This window comes from Vreelandella sp. DA03-1M (assembly GCF_055725665.1).
Window position 1 is genome coordinate 1,800,477 of the sequence record NZ_CM146798.1, and the last position, 20,441, is coordinate 1,820,917.

16 protein-coding genes are annotated in these 20,441 nt (G+C 55.6%); 12 read left to right on the top strand and 4 right to left on the bottom strand.

Annotated elements, in window-relative coordinates; all coding sequences use genetic code 11:
• The first annotated feature begins 44 nt into the window (after positions 1–44).
• The gene (locus tag ACXUPB_RS08280) at positions 45–701 is read left to right on the top strand and encodes a LysE family translocator (protein ID WP_472956195.1); all 657 of its coding nucleotides are present in this window, start codon (positions 45–47) and stop codon (positions 699–701) included.
• Between the two features lie 30 nt (positions 702–731).
• On the opposite strand, the gene ACXUPB_RS08285 is transcribed toward ACXUPB_RS08280, so the two are convergent.
• Positions 732–2,681, bottom strand: a complete 1,950-nt coding sequence (locus tag ACXUPB_RS08285; RefSeq protein ID WP_472956196.1) for a transglycosylase SLT domain-containing protein — start codon at positions 2,679–2,681, stop codon at positions 732–734.
• Between the two features lie 137 nt (positions 2,682–2,818).
• On the opposite strand from ACXUPB_RS08285, the gene ACXUPB_RS08290 reads away from it, so the two are divergent.
• The 4 genes from ACXUPB_RS08290 to sixA all read left to right on the top strand — a co-directional run bounded on the left by ACXUPB_RS08290 (position 2,819) and on the right by sixA (position 6,966).
• Positions 2,819–3,151, top strand: coding sequence for a YkvA family protein (locus ACXUPB_RS08290; RefSeq protein WP_071692793.1), 333 nt, complete (start codon positions 2,819–2,821; stop codon positions 3,149–3,151).
• A 135-nt stretch (positions 3,152–3,286) separates the two neighbouring features.
• Positions 3,287–5,221, top strand: a complete 1,935-nt coding sequence (gene htpG, locus ACXUPB_RS08295; protein ID WP_472956198.1) for a molecular chaperone HtpG — start codon at positions 3,287–3,289, stop codon at positions 5,219–5,221.
• A gap of 166 nt (positions 5,222–5,387) precedes the next feature.
• Positions 5,388–6,491, top strand: coding sequence for an NAD(P)H-dependent glycerol-3-phosphate dehydrogenase (locus tag ACXUPB_RS08300; protein WP_472956200.1), 1,104 nt, complete (start codon positions 5,388–5,390; stop codon positions 6,489–6,491).
• Entirely contained in the window at positions 6,484–6,966 is a 483-nt protein-coding gene (gene sixA, locus ACXUPB_RS08305) for a phosphohistidine phosphatase SixA (RefSeq protein ID WP_472956202.1), read from the top strand. Before ACXUPB_RS08300 ends, sixA begins: the two co-directional genes overlap by 8 nt.
• 71 nt (positions 6,967–7,037) lie before the next feature.
• Here the strand turns inward: sixA and gatB are convergent, their stop codons facing one another.
• The 3 genes from gatB to gatC all read right to left on the bottom strand — a co-directional run bounded on the left by gatB (position 7,038) and on the right by gatC (position 10,311).
• The gene (gatB, locus tag ACXUPB_RS08310; protein ID WP_335596846.1) at positions 7,038–8,492 is read right to left on the bottom strand and encodes an Asp-tRNA(Asn)/Glu-tRNA(Gln) amidotransferase subunit GatB; all 1,455 of its coding nucleotides are present in this window, start codon (positions 8,490–8,492) and stop codon (positions 7,038–7,040) included.
• Positions 8,492–9,952 carry an Asp-tRNA(Asn)/Glu-tRNA(Gln) amidotransferase subunit GatA gene (gene gatA, locus ACXUPB_RS08315; RefSeq protein ID WP_472956203.1) on the bottom strand — a complete coding sequence of 487 codons (1,461 nt, stop codon included), beginning with the start codon at positions 9,950–9,952 and terminating at the stop codon, positions 8,492–8,494. Before gatA ends, gatB begins: the two co-directional genes overlap by 1 nt.
• A 71-nt stretch (positions 9,953–10,023) precedes the next feature.
• Complete coding sequence (gene gatC / locus ACXUPB_RS08320) at positions 10,024–10,311, bottom strand: Asp-tRNA(Asn)/Glu-tRNA(Gln) amidotransferase subunit GatC (RefSeq protein ID WP_008958637.1); 288 nt, start codon at positions 10,309–10,311, stop codon at positions 10,024–10,026.
• A gap of 228 nt (positions 10,312–10,539) precedes the next feature.
• Between gatC and ACXUPB_RS08325 the strand changes: the two genes are divergently transcribed.
• The 7 genes from ACXUPB_RS08325 (at position 10,540) to tldD (ending at position 20,432) form a co-directional block, all read left to right on the top strand.
• Entirely contained in the window at positions 10,540–11,577 is a 1,038-nt protein-coding gene (locus ACXUPB_RS08325) for a rod shape-determining protein (protein ID WP_008958638.1), read from the top strand.
• A gap of 23 nt (positions 11,578–11,600) precedes the next feature.
• Positions 11,601–12,530, top strand: coding sequence for a rod shape-determining protein MreC (mreC, locus tag ACXUPB_RS08330; protein ID WP_339933884.1), 930 nt, complete (start codon positions 11,601–11,603; stop codon positions 12,528–12,530).
• On the top strand, positions 12,530–13,018 hold the full coding sequence (gene mreD / locus ACXUPB_RS08335) for a rod shape-determining protein MreD (RefSeq protein WP_008958640.1): 489 nt from the start codon (positions 12,530–12,532) through the stop codon (positions 13,016–13,018). The genes mreC and mreD overlap by 1 nt, the downstream gene beginning before the upstream one ends.
• Entirely contained in the window at positions 13,015–13,596 is a 582-nt protein-coding gene (locus ACXUPB_RS08340) for a Maf family protein (protein WP_472956205.1), read from the top strand. Before mreD ends, ACXUPB_RS08340 begins: the two co-directional genes overlap by 4 nt.
• Before the next feature lie 67 nt (positions 13,597–13,663).
• The gene (rng, locus tag ACXUPB_RS08345) at positions 13,664–15,127 is read left to right on the top strand and encodes a ribonuclease G (protein WP_176303076.1); all 1,464 of its coding nucleotides are present in this window, start codon (positions 13,664–13,666) and stop codon (positions 15,125–15,127) included.
• 2 nt (positions 15,128–15,129) lie between these two features.
• On the top strand, positions 15,130–18,984 hold the full coding sequence (locus ACXUPB_RS08350) for a YhdP family phospholipid transporter (RefSeq protein WP_472956209.1): 3,855 nt from the start codon (positions 15,130–15,132) through the stop codon (positions 18,982–18,984).
• The gene (tldD, locus tag ACXUPB_RS08355) at positions 18,981–20,432 is read left to right on the top strand and encodes a metalloprotease TldD (RefSeq protein WP_176303078.1); all 1,452 of its coding nucleotides are present in this window, start codon (positions 18,981–18,983) and stop codon (positions 20,430–20,432) included. The genes ACXUPB_RS08350 and tldD overlap by 4 nt, the downstream gene beginning before the upstream one ends.
• Positions 20,433–20,441: the final 9 nt, after the last annotated feature.

Here is a 20,441-nt window from a genome sequence, read left to right on the forward strand (position 1 = left end):
AGCCACATACCTAAGATTTTTTATTTCTTTGCGAGCAAGCACAAATGATGCAGTTGGGTTTTGTTGATGCGCAGTTTATTTCCTTTCTGGTGGCGATCACGCTGCTCACGATTAGCCCAGGAGTCGACACGCTGCTAGTCATCCGTAACACGGCTCGCGGAGGCATTCGCGATGGTGTGACTACCAGTGTAGCTATCTGCTGTGGGCTGTTTATTCATGCCACCATCTCTGCGTTAGGCATCTCGCTTATTCTGCTGCAATCAGCCTGGGCGTTTCATATGTTGAAGCTGGTGGGGGCGGGGTATTTGATTTGGTTGGGGGTCACCAGTTTATTGGCAGCACGGCGAGGGCAGCCGCTGCCCGTTAATGGCGTACTAAAAGAGGCGCCTGCTGTTTCTCGCTGGCAGCCAGTCAAAGAGGGCTTTTTTTCTAATGTGTTGAACCCTAAGACGGTAGTCTTCTATATGGCGTTTTTGCCTCAGTTTATCGCTCCAGGCGATCCTGCTTTGTTGAAATCACTTTGGCTGGCAGGCGTACATTTCATTATTGCCAATATTTGGCAGATCAGTGTGGTAATGATGGTGGGGAGTGCTGGTAAATGGCTTGCCAATGCGCGTTTTGCGCAAACCTTGAACGCTGCAACGGGAACCGTGTTGGTTATCTTTGGTATCCGACTGGCGCTTACTCAGCGCCCGGTTTAGACCGGGCGCCAAGGCTAGTGGGTAGCAAGCCTAACGGCGGGCGAGCAGCGCTCGGTCGTAGCGTACCTGCTGTTCGTTATCGCTCAGCAGCGAAACGCCTTCACTATTGCCACCGTTAGCAAGGCTCTCGAAAATTACACGATAGCTCAGGACGGCCTGTACGTAGTCGCGGGTTTCGCGGAAGGGGATGCTTTCCACAAATAGGTCAAACGCCTCTACGCCATCGCCTAGCCATTGGTCGACTCGGCCTGGGCCAGCGTTGTAAGCCGCAGCAGCTGCTAAGCGATTGCCCTGGTAGCGTTGCAGTTTGTCACGCAAGTAGGTGCTTCCCAGGCGAATATTAAGCTCCGGGTCGAGGACGCCGTAAGGGCCAGGATCACTAATGCCGAGTTCGCGGCTGACTTGGCTGGCGGTGCCAGGCATTAGCTGCATTAATCCACGCGCCCCTGCGGGTGAAAGAGCGTTAGGGTTGTAAGCGCTTTCACGCCGGGTAATGGCCATCAGCAGGTACGGGTCTACGCCAGTGAGACGGCCCCAGTGCTGAAAGCTGTCGTGATAGGCCTGGGGGAAACGCCAATCCAGGGCGTCCCACATTTCAGCAGCAATGGTGGTCTGCACCAGGCGCGCATGCCACTGCTGCTGAGCGGCATAGTCGGCCAGCGCTCGTGCCTGTTGCGGAGAGCCGCTCTGCACCGCGTGCAGCCATTCGCTGTTGGCGAGACCATCCTCGCCAATGCGTAGCAAGGCCTCGGTGCGCTGAATGGCGGGGAGTTGCGCTATACGCTGGCGCGACGCTTCGTCAAAATGATTGCGCTCAAGATTTAACTGATAGGGTTGGCCGAGCTTTTCTGCTGCCGCAAAGCCGTAAAAACTGCGATCCTGCGCAGCCTGTCGGTAGCGGGCTTCGGCGGCCGCCTGATTGCCAAGCTGCCCATTGGCGCGGCCCAGCCAATACTGCCAACGACTACTTTCTTGCTGGGTCGCTGGCATTTCGGCAATCCAGTGGAGCACGCCGTTCCAGTCTCGGTTTGCCAGGGCATGGCGAACGCGAAGCTCTGAAACGCGCTCGCTCTCAAGTGTTGGTAGCACGCTGTCGACCCAATTGAGCGTGCCGGGTACATCGCGTACTAAGGCATAAAATGCCAGCTCTTCCTCGATGGCTGCACGGTCACTGGGCAGCAGGGTCAAGCGTGGTGATAATGTCTGCCAAGCGGCAAACGCAGCGGGGGTGTCTTCACGTGTAAAACGCTGCATGGCCGCTCGGTAAAAGCTAGCGGTTGCGGCACACTCTGGGCCCAGGCAGGTGGGTGCCTGAGTAATGGCACTGCTGCGTTCAGTTACGCTACCCACGGTGTCCAGAGCAGTTTGCCACTGACCGCTTAACAACCCGTCAAGGTAGTTTGCAAGGCCTGTTTCGCCCGCCTGCCAAGCCAGCATCTTGCGTTCCCAAACAGCCGTGGCATCGATAGTACCGTTGGCACGCAGGCGATCAAATAGCGGGTCGCAAGCGTTGGGCTGCGAGCTGCCTACCCGCCATAAAGCTAACCCCGCCTGGCTCGCCTGCTGAGGCTGCTCATCCAGCAGCGCCGTGTAGTAGTAGCACTGGCGAGCGGTGCCTGTTGGTTCGCCATTGGCTACCGCGAGAAGGTCACTATAGCGCCCTGCATGACCATACTTTGCAATCGCTTGCCCACGCAGCCATCCCGCTAGGGGAGAGTCTGCGTGCTGGTCGATAAATTGATGCACGCGGTTAGGGGAAACGTTAGGCAATTGCCTCCTTAAGCGGTGGTATTCCACGTAGCCGCGCAGTGGGTGGTTTTCAATTGAGCGTTCATCAACCTGGGACCACTGCTGCTCCCTTGCGGCAGCGAGCGCATCGCGTAACTCACTATCGGATGCGGCCCACGAAAACGCAGGTAATCCCGCCAGCAGTGCTGTACACAGCACACGGGCGGTATGGCGAAATGGCAAAACCAACATGGTGCTCTCTCTCTATAAATCGATGTCACTTAGTCAGGGTTCAAGTCAGCCCATTTAGTTTGCGGGGTACCCGCTATACTGAACGAATAGTCGCAATCATGATCTGACAGCCCAGACACTCAAAGGATTTAATGTTAATGGCCCCATTATCCACTTGGTGGTTGCTGCGTCGACTCAAATCCCGCGTTTGGGCGACAAAACGTATTGTGCGCGCTTTAAAACTGTTTATCCCTATGACGCGTGATGTGATTCGCGGCGACTTTCGGCCGATTCCCTGGTCGGCCTTCGGCATGATGGCATTAGCGCTAGGCTACTTGGTAATGCCGTTTGACCTGATTCCCGATTTTTTGATGCTCATCGGCGTGGTCGACGACGTGCTGATTGTCGGATGGCTGCTCAATCGTATCGATCAGCGCCTGGAAGGTTATCGAGCGTGGAAGTATGCCGATCCTGATATGACGCCTTCTTAATTCCACTTGTTTCTTAATCCCCGGCTGCTTGAAAAATCGCGGCCTATCCCCATATCAAGTCCACGAAACCATTTTATCCCGCTGCATGTAAACGCAGAGGGATATGACTCAACGTGATTGATAAGGGCTAAGCGCATGACTACAGCTACCCACGAACAAGCAACTGATAAATCGGCTAACCACGAAGAAACGCTCGGCTTTCAAACGGAAGTTAAGCAGCTGCTGAATTTGATGATTCACTCCCTGTACTCCAACCGGGAGATTTTCTTACGCGAGCTTATCTCAAACGCTGCCGACGCCTGCGATAAGCTGCGCTACGCGGCCCTCGATAACGATGCGCTCTACGAAGGTGACAGCGAGCTACGCATCGAAATCGAACATGACCACGATGCCAACACCATCACCCTACGTGATAACGGTGTCGGCATGAACCGCGAAGACGTGATCGCCAACTTGGGCACCATCGCCCGCTCCGGTACCGCTGAGTTTCTCAAGCAGCTTTCCGGCGAGCAGCAGAAAGATGCCAAGCTGATCGGCCAGTTCGGCGTTGGCTTCTACTCGGGCTTTATTGTCGCTGATGAAATTTCGGTGCGCACCCGCAAAGCGGGTACGCAAGCTTCCGAAGGCGTTGAATGGCGCTCAAAAGGCGAGGGTGAGTTTACCGTTGCCGATATCGAGCGAGCCCAACACGGTACCGAAATCACTCTGCACTTGAAAGAAGACGCCAAAGAGTTTGCCGACGACTATCGTCTGCAGGGCTTGGTGCGGAAGTACTCGGATCATATCGAAGTGCCCGTGCGCATGCCGAAAACCGAAACGGCCAAAGACGATGAGGGCAACAGCATCGAAGGTAGTGAAGTGACTACCTGGGAAACCGTTAACGAGGCGACGGCGCTATGGTCGCGCCCCAAGAGCGAAGTTTCCGACGACGAGTACAAGGCGTTCTACAAGCACGTTGCCCACGATTTCTCTGACCCGCTGACCTGGAGTCACAACAAGGTCGAAGGCAAGCTCGAATACACCAGCCTGCTCTATGTACCGGGCCGCGCGCCGTTTGATATGTTTGACCGCGACGGCGCCCGGGGCGTTAAGCTCTATGTGCAGCGCGTCTTTATTATGGACGACGCCGAACAGTTCCTGCCGCTCTATCTGCGCTTTATCAAAGGCGTGCTGGATACCCGCGAGCTGTCGCTAAACGTATCCCGTGAACTGCTCCAGCAAGACCCCAACGTCGATAAGATCAAATCGGCGCTCACCAAGCGCGGCTTGGATATGCTGAAAAAGCTCGCCAAGGATAAAGAGCAGTATCAAACCTTCTGGAATACCTTCGGTAGCGTATTGAAAGAGGGGCCGGGTGAAGATCCGTCTAACCGCGAGAAAATCGCTGGTTTGCTGCGCTTTGCCTCAACCCACACCGATACGGCTACCCAGGAACATGCGTTGGCTGATTATGTCGAGCGCATGAAAGAAGGCCAGAAGAAGATTTACTACGTCGTGGCTGATAGTTTCAATGCGGCGAAAAATAGCCCGCATCTGGAGATCTTCCGTAAAAAAGGCATCGAAGTTCTGCTGCTGTCTGACCGTATTGATGACTGGCTGATGAGCCATCTGACTGAGTTCGATGGCAACACCTTTGCCGATGTCGCCAAGGGCGAGCTTGATCTTGGCGATGTAGAAGATGAAGCAGAGAAGAAAGCCCAGGAAGAGACCGCTAAAGCGAAAGAGGATCTGGTTAAGCGCGTCAAAGAAGCGCTAGGCGACGGCGTGCAGGAAGTGAAAATCACGCATCGCCTGACCGACTCGCCAGCCTGTGTAGTGTTACCCGAGCATGAGATGGGCTATCAGATGCGGCGTATTATGGAAGCCGCAGGGCAGCCGCTGCCCGAGGTGAAGCCGATCCTTGAGCTGAACCCCAGCCATGCGCTAGTGGCCCGCTTGGAAGGGGCTGAAGGTGATCTGTTCACGCAGCTTTCCTACATCCTGCTGGATCAAGCCATCATTGCTGAAGGCGGTCATTTGGATGATCCTGCCGCCTACGTGAAGCGTCTTAACAGTGTGCTGACCGCCTAGTAGGTTCTTACACTAAGGCGCTATTGCTTAGGCGTTAGTTACTAACGCTCATATTTATCAGCGCCCAAGACGGCCCGTTTGGTTACCCAAGCGGGCCGTCTGTTTTAGTAGGCTAGTTTTGATAAAGTGGGCGTGCACGTTCTGCGAGACTTATTAGGACATCATCATGGCTGAGCAGCAAATCAAGGTCGCCGTACTTGGAGGCGGTAGTTTCGGTACAGCATTAGCGAGTATTGCCGCCGACAATGGCGCCCGCGTCCGTCAGTGGATGCGTGACGACACGCTGGTCGCGCAAATAAATAATGAACACCGTAACGGGCGCTATCTGCCTCATTACGCAATGAATCCAGCCGTAGAAGCCTCAACCGATATGCAGGCTGTATTGACTGATGCCTCCCTGGTGCTGATTGCGATTCCCTCAAAGGCCTTTCGCAGCGTGGTGCAAGCAGCAAAAGCGTGGCTGAGACCCGAGCAAATTCTGGTAAGTACCACTAAAGGGATTGAGCAGGACGGCTTCTTGCTCATGAGCCAGGTGCTTGAGCAGGAGACAGGCTTTAGCCACATTGGTGTGATTGCAGGGCCTAACTTGGCGTCTGAAATTGCCGATAAACAGTTAACCGCTACGGTCATTGCTAGCGCTGACCCGTTAACCCGCACGCGGGTTCAGCAAGCGCTGGGCTGCCGTTATTTCCGCGTTTACGCCAGCGATGATCGCCACGGTGTTGAGTTAGGTGGCGCACTAAAAAATATTTACGCCATTGCGGCGGGCATGGCGGCGGCGCTGGGTATGGGTGAAAACACCCGCAGTATGTTGATGACCCGCGCACTGGCTGAAATGAGCCGCTTTGCGGTTGCTCAGGGTGCTAACCCCATGACTTTTTTAGGCTTGGCAGGCGTAGGAGATTTGATCGTTACCTGCTCGTCTAATTTATCGCGTAACTACCGGGTGGGTTATGCCATGGGAGAGGGGCGGACGCTGGAGGAAGCCGTTGATTCACTTGGTCAAGTGGCGGAAGGCGTTAATACAGTGAAGTTGGTATGTGCCAAAGCGAGCGAGATGGGTGTTTATATGCCGTTGGCGGAAGGGCTTCACCACGTACTGTTTGACGGCGTGCCTGCTCAAGATATGGCGCGCACCCTGATGATGGGGGAGCAGAGTAGTGATGTAGAATTTATCCTGCCCCGTGAGGCCGTTCAGCAGGCTCATCGCGACCAAGCCCACCATGACCAGGCTCCTCCCTCTCAAAAAAACGGAGGCTCGGATGCCTGATATGTTGATCATGCGCCATGGTGAGGCTGGGCCAGGGTATCCTGATCATGCGCGCCGCTTAACGCCCCGCGGTGAGCGTGAGACCGAAAAAATGGCGCGCTGGCTGGCCGAGCGTGTGGCTGCTGGTGAACTGTCAATGCCAACGCTTTATGCCAGCCCCTACGCACGAGCGCAGCAAACCGCGCTAGCGCTGTGCGATGCGCTGGGTACTCCCCTTGAGACGCTAGATTTTATCACCCCTGAGGACTCGCCCAGCGCTGTGAGCGACTGGCTGCTTGAACAGCCTGAGGGCACAACACCGATTATGCTGGTTAGCCATATGCCGCTGGTGGGCGATTTAGCGGGGCTGTTGGTAGAGGGTAGCCCTGCCCAAGGCATTGGTTTTCCTACCGCCGCCATCGCTGAGTTTGAAGCCGAGGTCTGGGCGGCAGGCTGTGCGCAGCTGAAGCGTTTTACCCAGCCCAGCCAGCTTTGATGGCCATAAAGACCAAAAAGCGGCTGCCGGGGCAGCCGCTAGTAGTTAGTAACTTTCAGATAAAATTACCGTTACAACAGCGCGTCTAGCTTCTCCTTTAGCAAGCCATTCACCTGTTGCGGATTGGCGGTGCCCCGCGATGCTTTCATTACCTGACCGACAAAGTAACCGATCATTTTGCCGCGTTTTTCCGGCTCCGAATCACGATACTGGGCGACCTGGGCGGGACTGTCGGCGATCACTTGATCGATCATCGCTTCAATCGCGCCAGTATCCGTTACTTGTTTGAGCCCTTTGGCATCAATAACATCGTCGGCGGATTCGCCCTGGCCATTCCACAGCGCCTGAAAAACCTCTTTTGCCGCTTTGCCGTTGATGGTGTCGTCCAGCACGCGACTGATCAGCTCGCCTAGCTGGCGCGCCGAAATCGGGCTGTTGGCAATGCTCAGGTTTTCGCGATTAAGGGCGCCGGAAAGCTCGCCCTGTACCCAGTTAGCCGACTGTTTGGCATCGCCACACTCGTTATGCACGGCCTCAAAGAACTCGGCCATATCGCGGCTGGCTGAAATGACATTGGCGTCATAAGCAGAGAGGCCCAGCTCGTTTTGGAAGCGTTCGCGCTTATCGGCAGGCAGTTCAGGCAACTGGCTGCGTAAGTGATCCAAGTAGGCTTGATCAAGCACTACCGGCAGCAGGTCAGGGCAAGGGAAGTAGCGATAGTCGTTGGCTTCTTCCTTGGTGCGCATGCTGCGGGTTTCATCGCGATCCGGGTCGAATAGGCGCGTTTCTTGAATCACGCTGCCGCCATCTTCGATCAGTTCAATCTGCCGCTCAACTTCAAACGCAATCGCACGTTCGACGAAGCGGAAAGAGTTAACGTTTTTAATCTCTGCGCGCGTCCCAAAGGCCTCCTGGCCCGTGGGGCGTACTGAAACGTTAACGTCGCAACGCATTGAGCCTTCCGCCATATTGCCGTCAGAAATGCCCAGGTAGGTGACGATCGAGTGAATCGCCTTGAGATACGCCGCGGCTTCTTTCGCGCTACGCATATCGGGCTCTGAAACGATTTCCAGCAGCGGTGTGCCCGCCCGGTTCAGGTCAATGCCGGTCATGCCATGAAAATCTTCATGCAGTGACTTGCCAGCATCCTCTTCAAGATGAGCATGGTGAATGCGGATACACTTGGTGCTGCCATCTTCCAGGGTAATCTCAATGTCGCCAGGCCCTACGATGGGGTGGTACATCTGGCTGGTCTGATAGCCCTTGGGTAGGTCGGGGTAAAAGTAATTCTTACGGTCAAACACCGACACTTCAGCGATATCCGCATGTACTGCCAAGCCGAACTGGACGGCCATCGCCACCGCCTGTTCGTTAAGCACCGGCAATGCGCCGGGCAGGCCTAAATCGACCGCGCACGCTTGGGTATTAGGCTCAGCGCCAAACGCCGTTGAGGCACCGGAGAAAATTTTTGAACGCGTTGCGAGCTGAACGTGGACTTCAAGCCCAATCACGGTTTCCCATTGCATTAGGCGTACTCCTCGGCAAAGGCAGGACGTTGTAAGTGCCAATCGGTCGCTTGTTGAAACTGGTGAGCGACATTCAGTAGCTGCGCTTCGGCAAAGTGGGTGCCGAGAATTTGCAGGCCCACCGGTCGACCATTGGAAAAGCCAGCCGGTACGCTGATGCCGGGGATGCCCGCCAGATTAACCGCGATGGTGTAGATGTCCTGAAGGTACATTGATACAGGATCTTTTTTAGCGCCTAGGTCGAAAGCTGGCGTGGGAGAGGCCGGGCCCATCAGCACATCCACATCTTCAAAGGCGTCTAGGAAGTCCTGGCGGATCAGGCGGCGTACTTTTTGCGCCTTGGTATAGTAGGCGTCAAAGAAACCTTCCGACAGCGTGTGGGTGCCGATCAGAATGCGCCGCTTGACCTCTTCACCGAAGCCTTCAGCCCGCGAGCGGGTATACAGATCAATCAAATCGCTGGGATTGTCGCAGCGATGGCCAAAGCGCACGCCGTCGTAGCGCGACAGGTTCGAAGAGGCTTCGGCAGGGGCGATAACGTAGTAAGCCGGAATCGCATAGTGCGTATGCGGTAGGCTGACCTCGCGTACCGTCGCGCCCAGGGATTCGTACACTTTCACTGCTTCGCGGACGGCCTTTTCAACATCGGAATCTAAGCCATCGCCAAAATACTCTTTAGGCAGACCAATCTTTAAGCCTGAGAGCGGAGCGTTAAGGCTTTCCACGTAGTCCGGTACGCCGCGGGTGACGCTGGTGGAGTCGCGTCCATCGTGACCGGCAATAACGCCAAGCAGGTGCGCGCAATCTTCGGCGCTGCGCGCCATGGGACCTGCCTGATCAAGGCTTGAAGCGTAGGCAATAATGCCAAAGCGTGAAACACGGCCGTAAGTAGGCTTTAAACCAGTGATGCCGCAAAACGCCGCCGGTTGGCGGATGGAGCCGCCGGTATCGGTGCCCATGGCGGCAGGTACCAAGCCAGCCGCGACTGCTGCCGCGCTGCCGCCTGAGCTGCCGCCCGGCACCGCGGTCAAATCCCAAGGGTTTTTGACTGGGCCGTAGTAGCTGTTTTCGTTGGACGAGCCCATGGCGAACTCATCCATATTGGTTTTGCCCAGACTAATCGTGCCCGCTGCGTTCAGCTTTTCAACGACGGTGGCATTGTAGGGGGCGATAAAATTATCCAGCATTTTTGAGCCGCAACTGGTTTTTACATCGCGAGTACAAAAAATATCTTTAAGCGCCAGAGGAATGCCCTCCAGCGGCCCTGCAGTGCCCCCTGCCCGGGCGTTATCTGCTATTTCAGCATGCTTCAGCGCTTGCTCAGCGGTCACGCTGATAAAACTGTTCAATTTGCCGTCTGCTTTTTCAATGCGCTGCAAATAGTGAGCGGTCAGCTCTCGACTTGAGAACTCGCCGCTTTTTAAGGCAGCAGCGAGTTGCGTTAATGTTTTCTCATACATGACCCGGAAGCTCCGTTCAGAGGCGAAAAAAAGAGGCGGTGTGGGTGGCTCGGGTTAGCTCGGCAACGTTATTATTCAACGACGCGAGGCACCAGATACAAGCCGTTTTCCACTGCCGGAGCACAGCGCTGAAAAGTGTCGCGCTGGTTAGACTCGGTGACTTCATCGGCGCGCAGTCGCTGGGTCGCATCTAACGGATGGGCTAGCGGCTTAACACCTTCAGTATCAAGGCTTTGTAGCTGATCGACCATGTCCAGAATCCGGCTTAGGTCTTCTACAAAGCCGCTGGCTTGGTCATCGCTGACGGCGAGTCGGGCCAAGTGAGCGGCCCGGCGCACATGAGATTCTTCAAGCGCCATGATCGATATTCCTCGTAAACGTAATTGAACAATATCCGCTTTAAGCGGTATACATACCGATATCAAAAAAACGTCTTGTGTAGCAGACGTGGAAAATAGCCGCAAAAGGTACCACATATTGGCCTTAACGGGCAGTATTAGGCACGACTCGTGCTTGCTGCCAGGGGGTTGCGGTGATACCGTTTGCATCCGCACAGGGTTCCCGGTCTGCACTAGGTAACAACATCCATGTTTAAACGTTTAAGGGGGCTGTTTTCCAGCGATCTATCGATTGATCTGGGTACAGCCAACACACTGATTTATGTACGCGGTCGCGGCATCGTGCTTGATGAGCCGTCCGTGGTTGCTATCCGCCAGTCAGGCAATATGCGTAGCGTCGCGGCAGTCGGTACTGATGCCAAGCGAATGCTGGGGCGTACGCCTGGCAACATTACGGCAATTCGGCCGATGAAAGATGGTGTCATTGCCGACTTCACCGTCACCGAGCAGATGCTTCAGCACTTTATCCGTAAAGTTCACCAAAGCACTTTCCTAACCCCCAGCCCACGAGTGCTGGTGTGCGTTCCTTGCATGTCAACGCAAGTCGAGCGTCGGGCGATTCGCGAGTCAGCGGAAGGTGCTGGTGCTCGCGAGGTGTTCTTGATTGAAGAGCCCATGGCAGCGGCTATTGGTGCGGGTCTTCCGGTTGATGAAGCGCAAGGGTCGATGGTGGTCGATATCGGTGGTGGTACCACTGAAATCGCGATTATTTCTCTCAATGGCGTGGTCTATTCCGAGTCTATCCGGGTGGGCGGCGACCGCTTTGATGAAGCGATCACTGCTTACGTGCGTCGTCACTACGGCAGCTTGATTGGTGAAGCGACGGCTGAGCGCATCAAAGAAGAGATCGGCTGCGCCTACCCAGGGGGCGAGCTACGTGAAATTGATGTGCGTGGCCGTAATCTGGCTGAAGGTATCCCGCGCAGCTTTACGCTCAATTCCCACGAAATCCTGGAAGCATTGCAGGAAACGCTGGGTTCCATTGTAGCAGCGATCAAAAGCGCGCTTGAACAATCTCCCCCTGAATTGGCGTCCGATATCGCCGAGCGTGGCTTGGTGTTAACGGGTGGCGGTGCTTTGTTGCGCGATTTGGATAAGCTCATTGCTGAAGAGACAGGTTTGCCGGTGATTGTGGCTGAAGATCCGTTGACCTGTGTTGCTCGTGGCGGTGGTAAAGCGCTGGAAATGATTGATCAGCACACCTTTGAGTTGCTGTCGAGCGACTAATCGCAGCGGTTAATTGCGGGGGATTGCCTATTAAGCCGCTGTTTTCGCACGGGCCACTGCCGGGCTATCGGCTGTTTTTTTGCGTATTGGCTGCCAGTGCTTTGATGTTTGTCGACCAGCGTTTCACGCGTATGGAACAAGTGCGTGCGCAACTGTCGACAGTTGTTGCCCCTATCCAATGGGTGGTTAGCGTGCCTAGTGACCTGTTGAATTGGGGGTCGCTGGCACTTTCTGATCAACAGGCCCTGGTGGATGAAAACCGTCGCCTGCGTGAGCAGATTCTTACCCTTTCCCATCGTGGTCAGCGAATGGCGAATTTAACAGCGGAAAACAGCGAGCTGCGCGAATTGCTAAGGGCCGCTGAACGTCGTGATATTCCCTATATCACGGCGGAGCTTTTATCGCTGGATAATGACCCTTTTAGTCATCAAATGGTAGTCAATCGTGGGCACCGTAACGGCGCCTACGTGGGGCAGCCGGTTATCGACGCCTCTGGTTTGGTGGGCCAAATTACTGCTGTCTCTGCCTATTCCAGTCGCGTTTTGCTATTAGCGGATGCCAGTCATGCCTTGCCGGTCCAGCTAAACCGTAATGGGTTACGCTTTATTGTTCAGGGGGCCGGGCGTTACAGCAGTGTTAATGTGATGCATGTCCCCGATACAGCGGATATTCGTGAGGGTGACTTGCTAACCACTTCAGGGTTAGCGGGGCGTTTCCCGCCGGGGTATCCCGTCGCACGCGTAACAGAGGTTTTCCACGACCCTGGTAAGCCCTTTGCGCGTGTAACGGCCGAGCCCATGGCGCAGTTACAACGCTCGCGCCACTTTTTGCTGCTTTTCCCGCCTCCGCGTGTGGAAGTGGAAGAGCATGCGTGGGATGAAACGCTGGATATCTCGGCAGAGGCGTTACGCTCCTCGCTACGGCTTGCTAATCCCGATCAAGAGGTGCCCTGATGGCGCGTGCACCGGTTGTGCCTATTTTAGCTATTTGGCTAAGCCTGCTATTGGCGTTATGTTTGCAAGTCATGCCGCTGGCCGATGGCTGGCAGGTATATCGGCCTGAATGGCTGGGGCTTATGCTAATTTACTGGTGTATGCGAGCTCCCGACAGAGTCGGCGTTTTTCATGGCTTTGTACTAGGCATTTTGATGGATTTAATCGAAGGCACCGCGCTTGGGCAGCATGCTCTCATCTATTCGCTCTTAGCGTTCCTTTGTGCATTGGTGTACCCACGCTTCCGGGCTTATTCACTGGTACAACAGTCGGCTCTCGTGTTGGTGTTGCTCGGCTTAGTGCAGCTCGTCGCGCAGTGGCTGCGCACCATCGTGGGTGATTTTTCGATTCACCTGGCCTTTTTAATTCCCTCGCTGATCAGTGCATTTTTATGGCCGTGGCTATCTACCATGTTCCAAGCATTTGAGCGTCGGTTGGCCGCTTCATGACTGCACCTGTCTTATGCTTAGCGTCTGCCTCACCACGCCGTCGGGCCTTGCTGGAATCTATTGGTGTATCGGTTACGGTTCACCCCTGTGATATTGATGAGACACCGCTGGTTGGTGAGTCGGCCCAAGCGTATGTACAGCGCTTAGCGATTGCCAAAGCCAAGGCGGCATCCCCCCTAACGGACTTACCTACGTTAGGGTCAGATACCGCTGTCGTCGTTGATGGGCGAATTCTAGGTAAACCGGTGGATGCCGAGCAGGGGGCTGATATGCTGCGGCTGCTTTCCGGTAGGCAGCATGAAGTGCTGACCGCCGTGGCGGTGAGTGGGCCTGAAGGTATGCTCTCCTGCTGCGTGACCACCCAGGTGACCATGCGAGAAATAGAAGCACATGAGATTGTTGCCTACTGGCGTACCGGCGAGCCCGCTGATAAGGCAGGTGGGTACGCAATACAGGGATTAGCAGCCATATTTGTAAAACAGATTCATGGCAGTCATTCGGCGGTGGTAGGGCTACCACTGTTTGAGACGACACACTTGCTACGCCGACAGGGAGTCCCCATCTGGCAGCGCGTTTAACTCCCCTTGGATGAGAGCGCCACCTGAGTCGCTGGCAAGGAATACGTCAACCAACAAGGAATTTTGCATGAGCGGTGAAGTTCTCATCAATTTAACGCCAATGGAAACCCGCGTCGCGCTGGTTGAAAATGGCGTTTTGCAAGAGGCACTGATCGAGCGTTCCCGTCGGCGTGGTATCGTGGGCAATATCTACAAAGGCAAAGTAGTGCGTGTACTGCCTGGAATGCAGGCTGCTTTTGTTGATATTGGCTTAGAGCGGGCGGCGTTTATTCATGCCCATGAAGTAATGCCGCCAGGCACGCCTCCTGATGAACAGCAAACCATTGGGCAGTTGCTCCATGAAGGGCAGGCACTAGTCGTGCAGGCCACTAAGGATCCCATTGGTAGCAAAGGGGCGCGCTTAACCACGCATCTTTCGATCCCTTCCCGTTATTTGGTATACATGCCGGACTCGCCACACCATGGCGTATCGCAGCGCATTGAAGATGAGCGTGAACGTGAGCGCTTAAAGGCACTGCTGGATAGCAGCGTGGCAGAGCAAACGCTGGAAGTGACGGGTGGCTTTATTGTTCGCACCGCTGCTGAAGGGGTGGGCGATGAAGAACTGAAAGGCGATATGTATTTCTTGTTGCGTCTATGGCGCAAGGTGAGTGAGCGTAAAGTTACCGCGACACCACAGAGCGTGATTTATGATGATTTACCGCTCTTTATGCGTACGCTACGCGACGTTATGCGCGACGATATCGAAAAAGTGCGTATCGATTCACGGGAAAACTTCGTCAAGCTGGTGGAGTTCGCTGAAGAGTTTATGCCAGATGCGGTCGAGCGTATTGAGTACTACCCCGGCGAGCGCCCTATCTTTGATCTCTATAGCGTCGAAGATGAGATCCAGAAAGCGTTAGGCCGTAAGGTACAGCTTAAGTCTGGCGGCTATTTGGTTATTGACCCCACTGAGGCTATGACCACCATCGATGTGAATACCGGTGGTTATGTGGGGCACCGCAATCTTGAAGAGACTATTTTCAAGACCAATCTTGAAGCAGCGACGGCGATTGCCCGCCAGCTTCGGCTGCGTAATCTGGGCGGCATTATCATTATCGACTTTATCGATATGATTGACGTTGAGCATCAGCGGCAGGTATTGCGGGTGCTGGAAAAAGCCTTAGAGCGCGATCACGCCAAAACCAAGTGTACCGGCGTCACTGAACTAGGCCTTGTTCAACTTACTCGTAAGCGTACCCGGGAAAGTTTGGAGCAGACGCTCTGTGAAGCCTGCCCCACCTGCAGCGGCCGTGGAACACTGAAAACCCCGGAAACGGTCTGTTATGAAATCTTTCGCGAGATTCTCCGAGAGGAGCGCGCCTACAGTGCCGAAACTTACATGGTGCTTGCCTCGCAGTCCGTCGTTGATCGTCTATTGGATGAGGAGTCAGCTGCGGTAGCAGACCTGGAGACATTTATTAATAAAACGATCCGCTTCCAGGTTGAACAGCACTACTCCCAAGAGCAGTACGATATCGTACTGATGTAATCATGCAGACTCGTTCGCTGGTGCGTTGGAGTTTACTGATAGCGGCCTGGCTGCTAGGCAGCACCGCTATGTTGCTGCTATTTCTCCGCTTGGCCTTCAGTCAATCCGACGCTCTTACCCCTCGCATTGAAGCGCTGCTTGAAGCGCGTATTGGTGTGCCGGTCACTATTGAGCGGTTATCGCTTTCCTTTGCCCGGAGCGACCTGCTGTTAAGCCTTGATGGGTTGAGCGCAGAAACGCCCGATGGCCAAGCACTGTTTTCCCTGGACCATGCAGGGCTGCGTTTGGATACCTGGGCGTCGCTTGTCAATAGGGCGCCGATTTTTAGCGACGCACGCATAAGCGGAACTGAGTTTCATCTCTATCAAGGCACGGGAGCTTCTTGGCAATGGCCTGAGCCTGCCGAGTTGCCGCTATTAATGGCGTCTGAACCGGATGTCGATCTGGCCGCTATTGATGACTGGGCCGGACTCATATTGCGCCAGCGGCTATGGGTAGACGACACCCGCGTGGTGCTGCATGGTAGGCACGACACCGTGATGTTACATGCCGAGACACTGCTGCTGACTGGCGATGAGCGGCGCACACGGCTGGAAGGCGCGATCAATATTGCGGAATCTTTACAGCAAGCGCGCAAGGTTGCCCTTCCCGCGGCTGAAATGAAGGTTGAGATGCAGCCCGGTCAACATGGCTTTAGCGACTTTTCTGCAGCACTACAGCTGGATATTCAGCTTGATCAATTGGTAGTGTTGGCCGCTATGTTCCGTCCTGATCATGCCGCCTATTTAGAGCAGGCTGGGGGGAGTGCGCGGCTATGGGGCCGCTGGAGCGCTGGGCGTCTTGAGGAGGCCCGTGTTGCCGTCGATGTGCCCCAGTTAACCCTTCGCCATAATGTTCAGTACGCGGTGCTAAGGGATATTGAAGCGAATGGCTTATGGCAGCGTGACGGCGACGGAGGCGAGGCATGGCTGAGTGGTGACGCTGATAGCGTCGAGTGGGCGCAACCCCCCGGGGGCAGCGTTGGCCCGGCCTTGCCGCGATACTGGCACGCCACCCATCAACCAGGGAGGTGGGAAGTTCGCACCAGTGCCTTTGAACTCGCCTCGCTGACAGCCTGGCGCGATTATGTATTGCTACCTGAGTCAGTAACGCGAGTATTGCAAACCCTTGCCCCCCGCGGGCAAGTCCAGGGATTGCACGTTGGGCAGCAAGAAGGTCGCTGGGGAGTCGATGCGGCCCTAACCGGTGTCGAGGTCTCGCCTTGGCAGCAGGCCCCTGGCGGCGGCCCGTTGGATGCCTGGGTGCAGGCGCGGGATTTTCGTGGCCGTGTACTATTTAGTAGCGACGGCGACAGTACCCTCTATTTCCCCGAGTTTTTTACCGCTCCCATGCAGTTAAGACGTGCCGAAGGCGAAGTGGAGTGGGTATACGATGGCCCCAATACCATGGTGAGTGGCAAGAACCTCAGCGTTGACTGGGATGGCGCTCAGGTGTCGGGTGGTTTTGGTTTAGTCACCGGTAATCAGCGCGGCCATTTTGGCTTAGATCTAGATTTTAGTGAGGTGGACGCGCTAGACCGACCGCTGGCTCAGTGGCTGCCGCTTAGCGTGATGGATAAAGGACTACGCGATTGGCTGCTCAACGATATCGGTGGCTATGTCACCGAGGGGTCGTTACAGCTAAGCCAACCCTTAGGAGAAACGGTAACCGCTGAGGATTTTACCGCCACACTTGCGCTGGCAATTACACAAGGCCATTTACCGATTGCGCCAGGCTGGCCACGTCTTGATGACGTTGAAGGCCGTCTAAAATGGCAAAATAAGGTGTTAGAGGCTGAAGTTGAACATGCCCAAAGCCATGGTGTGACTGCTTCAGAGGGTGAAGTGGTGATGGAGAATGAGATACTTAATTTATCGGGCCAGCTGCAGGCGGATGGTTCAGCGTTAACGACCTTTTTACAGGCGATGCCCGATATTGATCTTTCCCCACTGAGTGATTTGCGCGTAACGGGCGATGTTAATGGCGATATTGCCTTGTCGCTGCCGCTGGAAACGCCTGATGCGCTGCAGCTGGAAATTAATGCCTTGCCAAGCTTCTCCGAAGTGGTTTATCAGCCGTTGGATTTACGGCTTCAGTCGGTCGAGGGTGACCTCGCTTGGCTGCAGGACGGAGAGAGCAGCGGGCTGGTGGGTGACGCCAGTGGCCAATTGCTAGGCGGGCAAATAGCCGCAGATTTTCACACCCAAGACGACAGAATAGAGCTGCAGGGTAATGTAGCGACCTCGGCACTTTTTGAGCTCGCTGGGTTGGATGACAGCCAGGGGCGCCTGCCGCTAGAAGGGCAGCTACAGTGGCAAGGCAATGTCAGCTTAATGCCCACGCCAACCCTGCGCCTGGAAAGCCGTCTACTCGGTGTCACCAGCCATTTACCGGCACCGTTTGCCAAGTCGGCCCAGCAGCCATGGCCCTGGAGTGTGGCGGCTGACATTGAAGCTGGACGGATCCAAAGCCGTTTGGCTGATATTGCTTCCGCACGACTTCAGCAGCGTAACGGCTCTCTTGCCGGGTCGCTATATCTAGGTAATGAGGCAGCGCGCACGCACGCTTGGCCTACGAAGGCTGGGTTAAGCATTGATGCCGATGTGCCGCGTATTGACCCGCTGGCTTGGCAGCAGGCGATTGCACCGTTAATGGCAGAAGGCGCGTCTACGCCCAGCAATGGTAACGGCCAGGTGCCCTTAACAGTAGCGTTATCGACACCCTGCGTGGTTTATCAAGATGAGTGTTTAGGCAGCCTTAGTGCCACCGGTGGCATGAACGGTGACCTCATCGATATGGATTTAAGCGGTAATCTTGTGACCGGGCGCTTACAGTACAATGCGCAATCGCCGCAGCCCTTGGATATGACGATTGAAGCGTTGTCACTTGATCGTTTGCTGGCGTTAGCTAACAAGCAACATGACAGTGATGCGCCTACGCCAGACTCCTGGATGCAAGCGGTTAAAACCCAGCGCCAGGCGCCAGCCGCCATTCCCGATTGGCTGGCCGATGTGCCTAATGGGCGATTGCGATTATCCGAAATTTCCATGGGGCCACGCCGTTTCGGTCCGTTGACGGCCTACTGGCAAACCGATGGAGAGCGCTTTTCGCTCACTCCGGTTGGGTTGACCCTTGGCCAGCTCTCAGCGCGAGGCGAGTTGTACTGGGAGGGTAATGCCTCTTCCAGCCACACCCGTGCGGATATCTCAATTCAAGGTGGGGATATCGGCACCGCCCTTGAGCGCCTAGACCAGCCTGTGGCCATGCGCAGCCGCAGCACCGATGTGGTGGCCTCGCTGGATTGGCCAGGCGCCCCCTGGCAACTTGCGTTAAGGCATGCCGATGGCTATATCAGCACCGACATTCGTGACGGCAGCTTCGTCACCCTGGAATCGGCACCGGCGCGGTTAATCGGCTTGCTCAATTTCGATAACATCTTACGACGGCTGCGCTTGGATTTTTCTGACGTTACCGGCCAGGGCACTGCATTTGACCGGGTAAACGGTACCGCCGATGTAACCGGTGGACTGCTAACACTTCGCGGCCCATTGCAAATTGACGCCCCGGCCACCACCCTAACGCTAACAGGCAACGTCGATCTTGTAACGCGTGAACTTGACCAGCGGCTTGGCGTCACACTACCAGTGACGCAAAGTTTGCCGATCGCGGCCATTGCCGTTGGTGCGCCCATCGTCGGCGGCGCGCTATTTCTCGCCGATCAACTGTTTGGCGACGCCCTTGATCGCGCCACAACGCTTCATTATCGCGTGCGAGGCCCATGGACTTCGCCGCAGGTTACTTTAGAAGGCCCCCAATGACCGCATATAAAAGTGATGTAGATACCGCTGCAGCCATCCTGTTGACTCCCGGAGGGTTGGATTTAGACGCTCTGGAAACAGGGTTGGGCTACGCCATGGGCGCGGGTATTGACTACGCCGACCTTTATTTCCAGCGGACTTGGCAAGAGGGCTGGGTGCTGGAAGATAGCGAGGTAAAAGAGGCCAGTTATAATATCGATGGTGGTGTCGGCGTGCGTTCGCTGGCGGGTGAGAAGACTGGTTTTGCCTACTCCAACCAAATTACCGCCGATGCATTGATGGATACCGGCCGCACCGCGGCTGGCATTGTGCGCAGTGGTAAGCGCTTGCCTGGGCAACTGGTTAGTCCGGTGTCCGCCATGTCGCGCTATGCAGGGATTGATCCCTTGGCTGGCCTGAGTGCTGAAGAGAAAGTCGCCATGCTGAAACAGGCTGACCGTGTGGCGCGTGCTGCCGACCCCAGTATTAGTCAGGTAAGTGCCTCCTTATCGGGCACCTATGAAGTGGTGTTGGTGCGGGCTAGTGACGGCACGTTGGCGGCCGATATCCGCCCGCTGGTGCGCTTCAATGTCAGCGTGATTGCAGTTAAGAATGGGCGTCGCGAACGCGGCAGCGCCGGTGGCGGCGGTCGTTACTCCATGGCTAAACTGCGTGATGATCAAGTGGCGGAGCAGTACGCCAAAGAGGCGGTGCGTCAGGCGTTGGTTAACCTGGAAGCCATTGATGCACCCGCAGGGCAAATGCCTGTGGTGTTGGCATCCGGCTGGCCGGGAATCTTGCTGCATGAAGCGGTAGGGCACGGCCTTGAAGGTGATTTCAATCGTAAAGGCAGTTCCGCCTTTGCTGGCAAGATGGGCGAGCGTGTGGCCGCTAAAGGCGTCACCATTGTCGACGATGCGACGATATCGGATAGCCGTGGCTCAATGAGCGTGGATGACGAAGGGACGCCGGGTCAGTATACGCCGCTTATTGAAGACGGCATTTTAACAGGCTATATGCAGGATAAGCTCAATGCCCGATTAATGGGCATGGCGCCCACAGGAAACGCGCGGCGTGAATCTTTCGCCCACTTGCCGATGCCACGCATGACCAACACGGTCATGCTGGCTGGTCAGGATGAGCCTAGCGATATTATCAAAAGCGTTAAGCGCGGTATTTACGCGGTCAGCTTTGGCGGCGGCCAGGTGGATATTACCTCGGGTAAATTCGTGTTCTCCGCCAGCGAAGCCTACCTGATTGAAGACGGCAAGGTGACCGCGCCTGTTAAAGGGGCCACTTTAATCGGCAATGGTCCGGAAGCCATGCAGCGCGTTTCCATGATTGGCCACGACATGGCGTTGGACACCGGGATTGGTGTGTGTGGTAAAGAGGGGCAGGGCGTGCCGGTCGGTGTCGGCCAGCCCACCCTGAAATTGGATGAGCTGACCGTTGGCGGCACGCAGTCTTAAAAAGCTTTT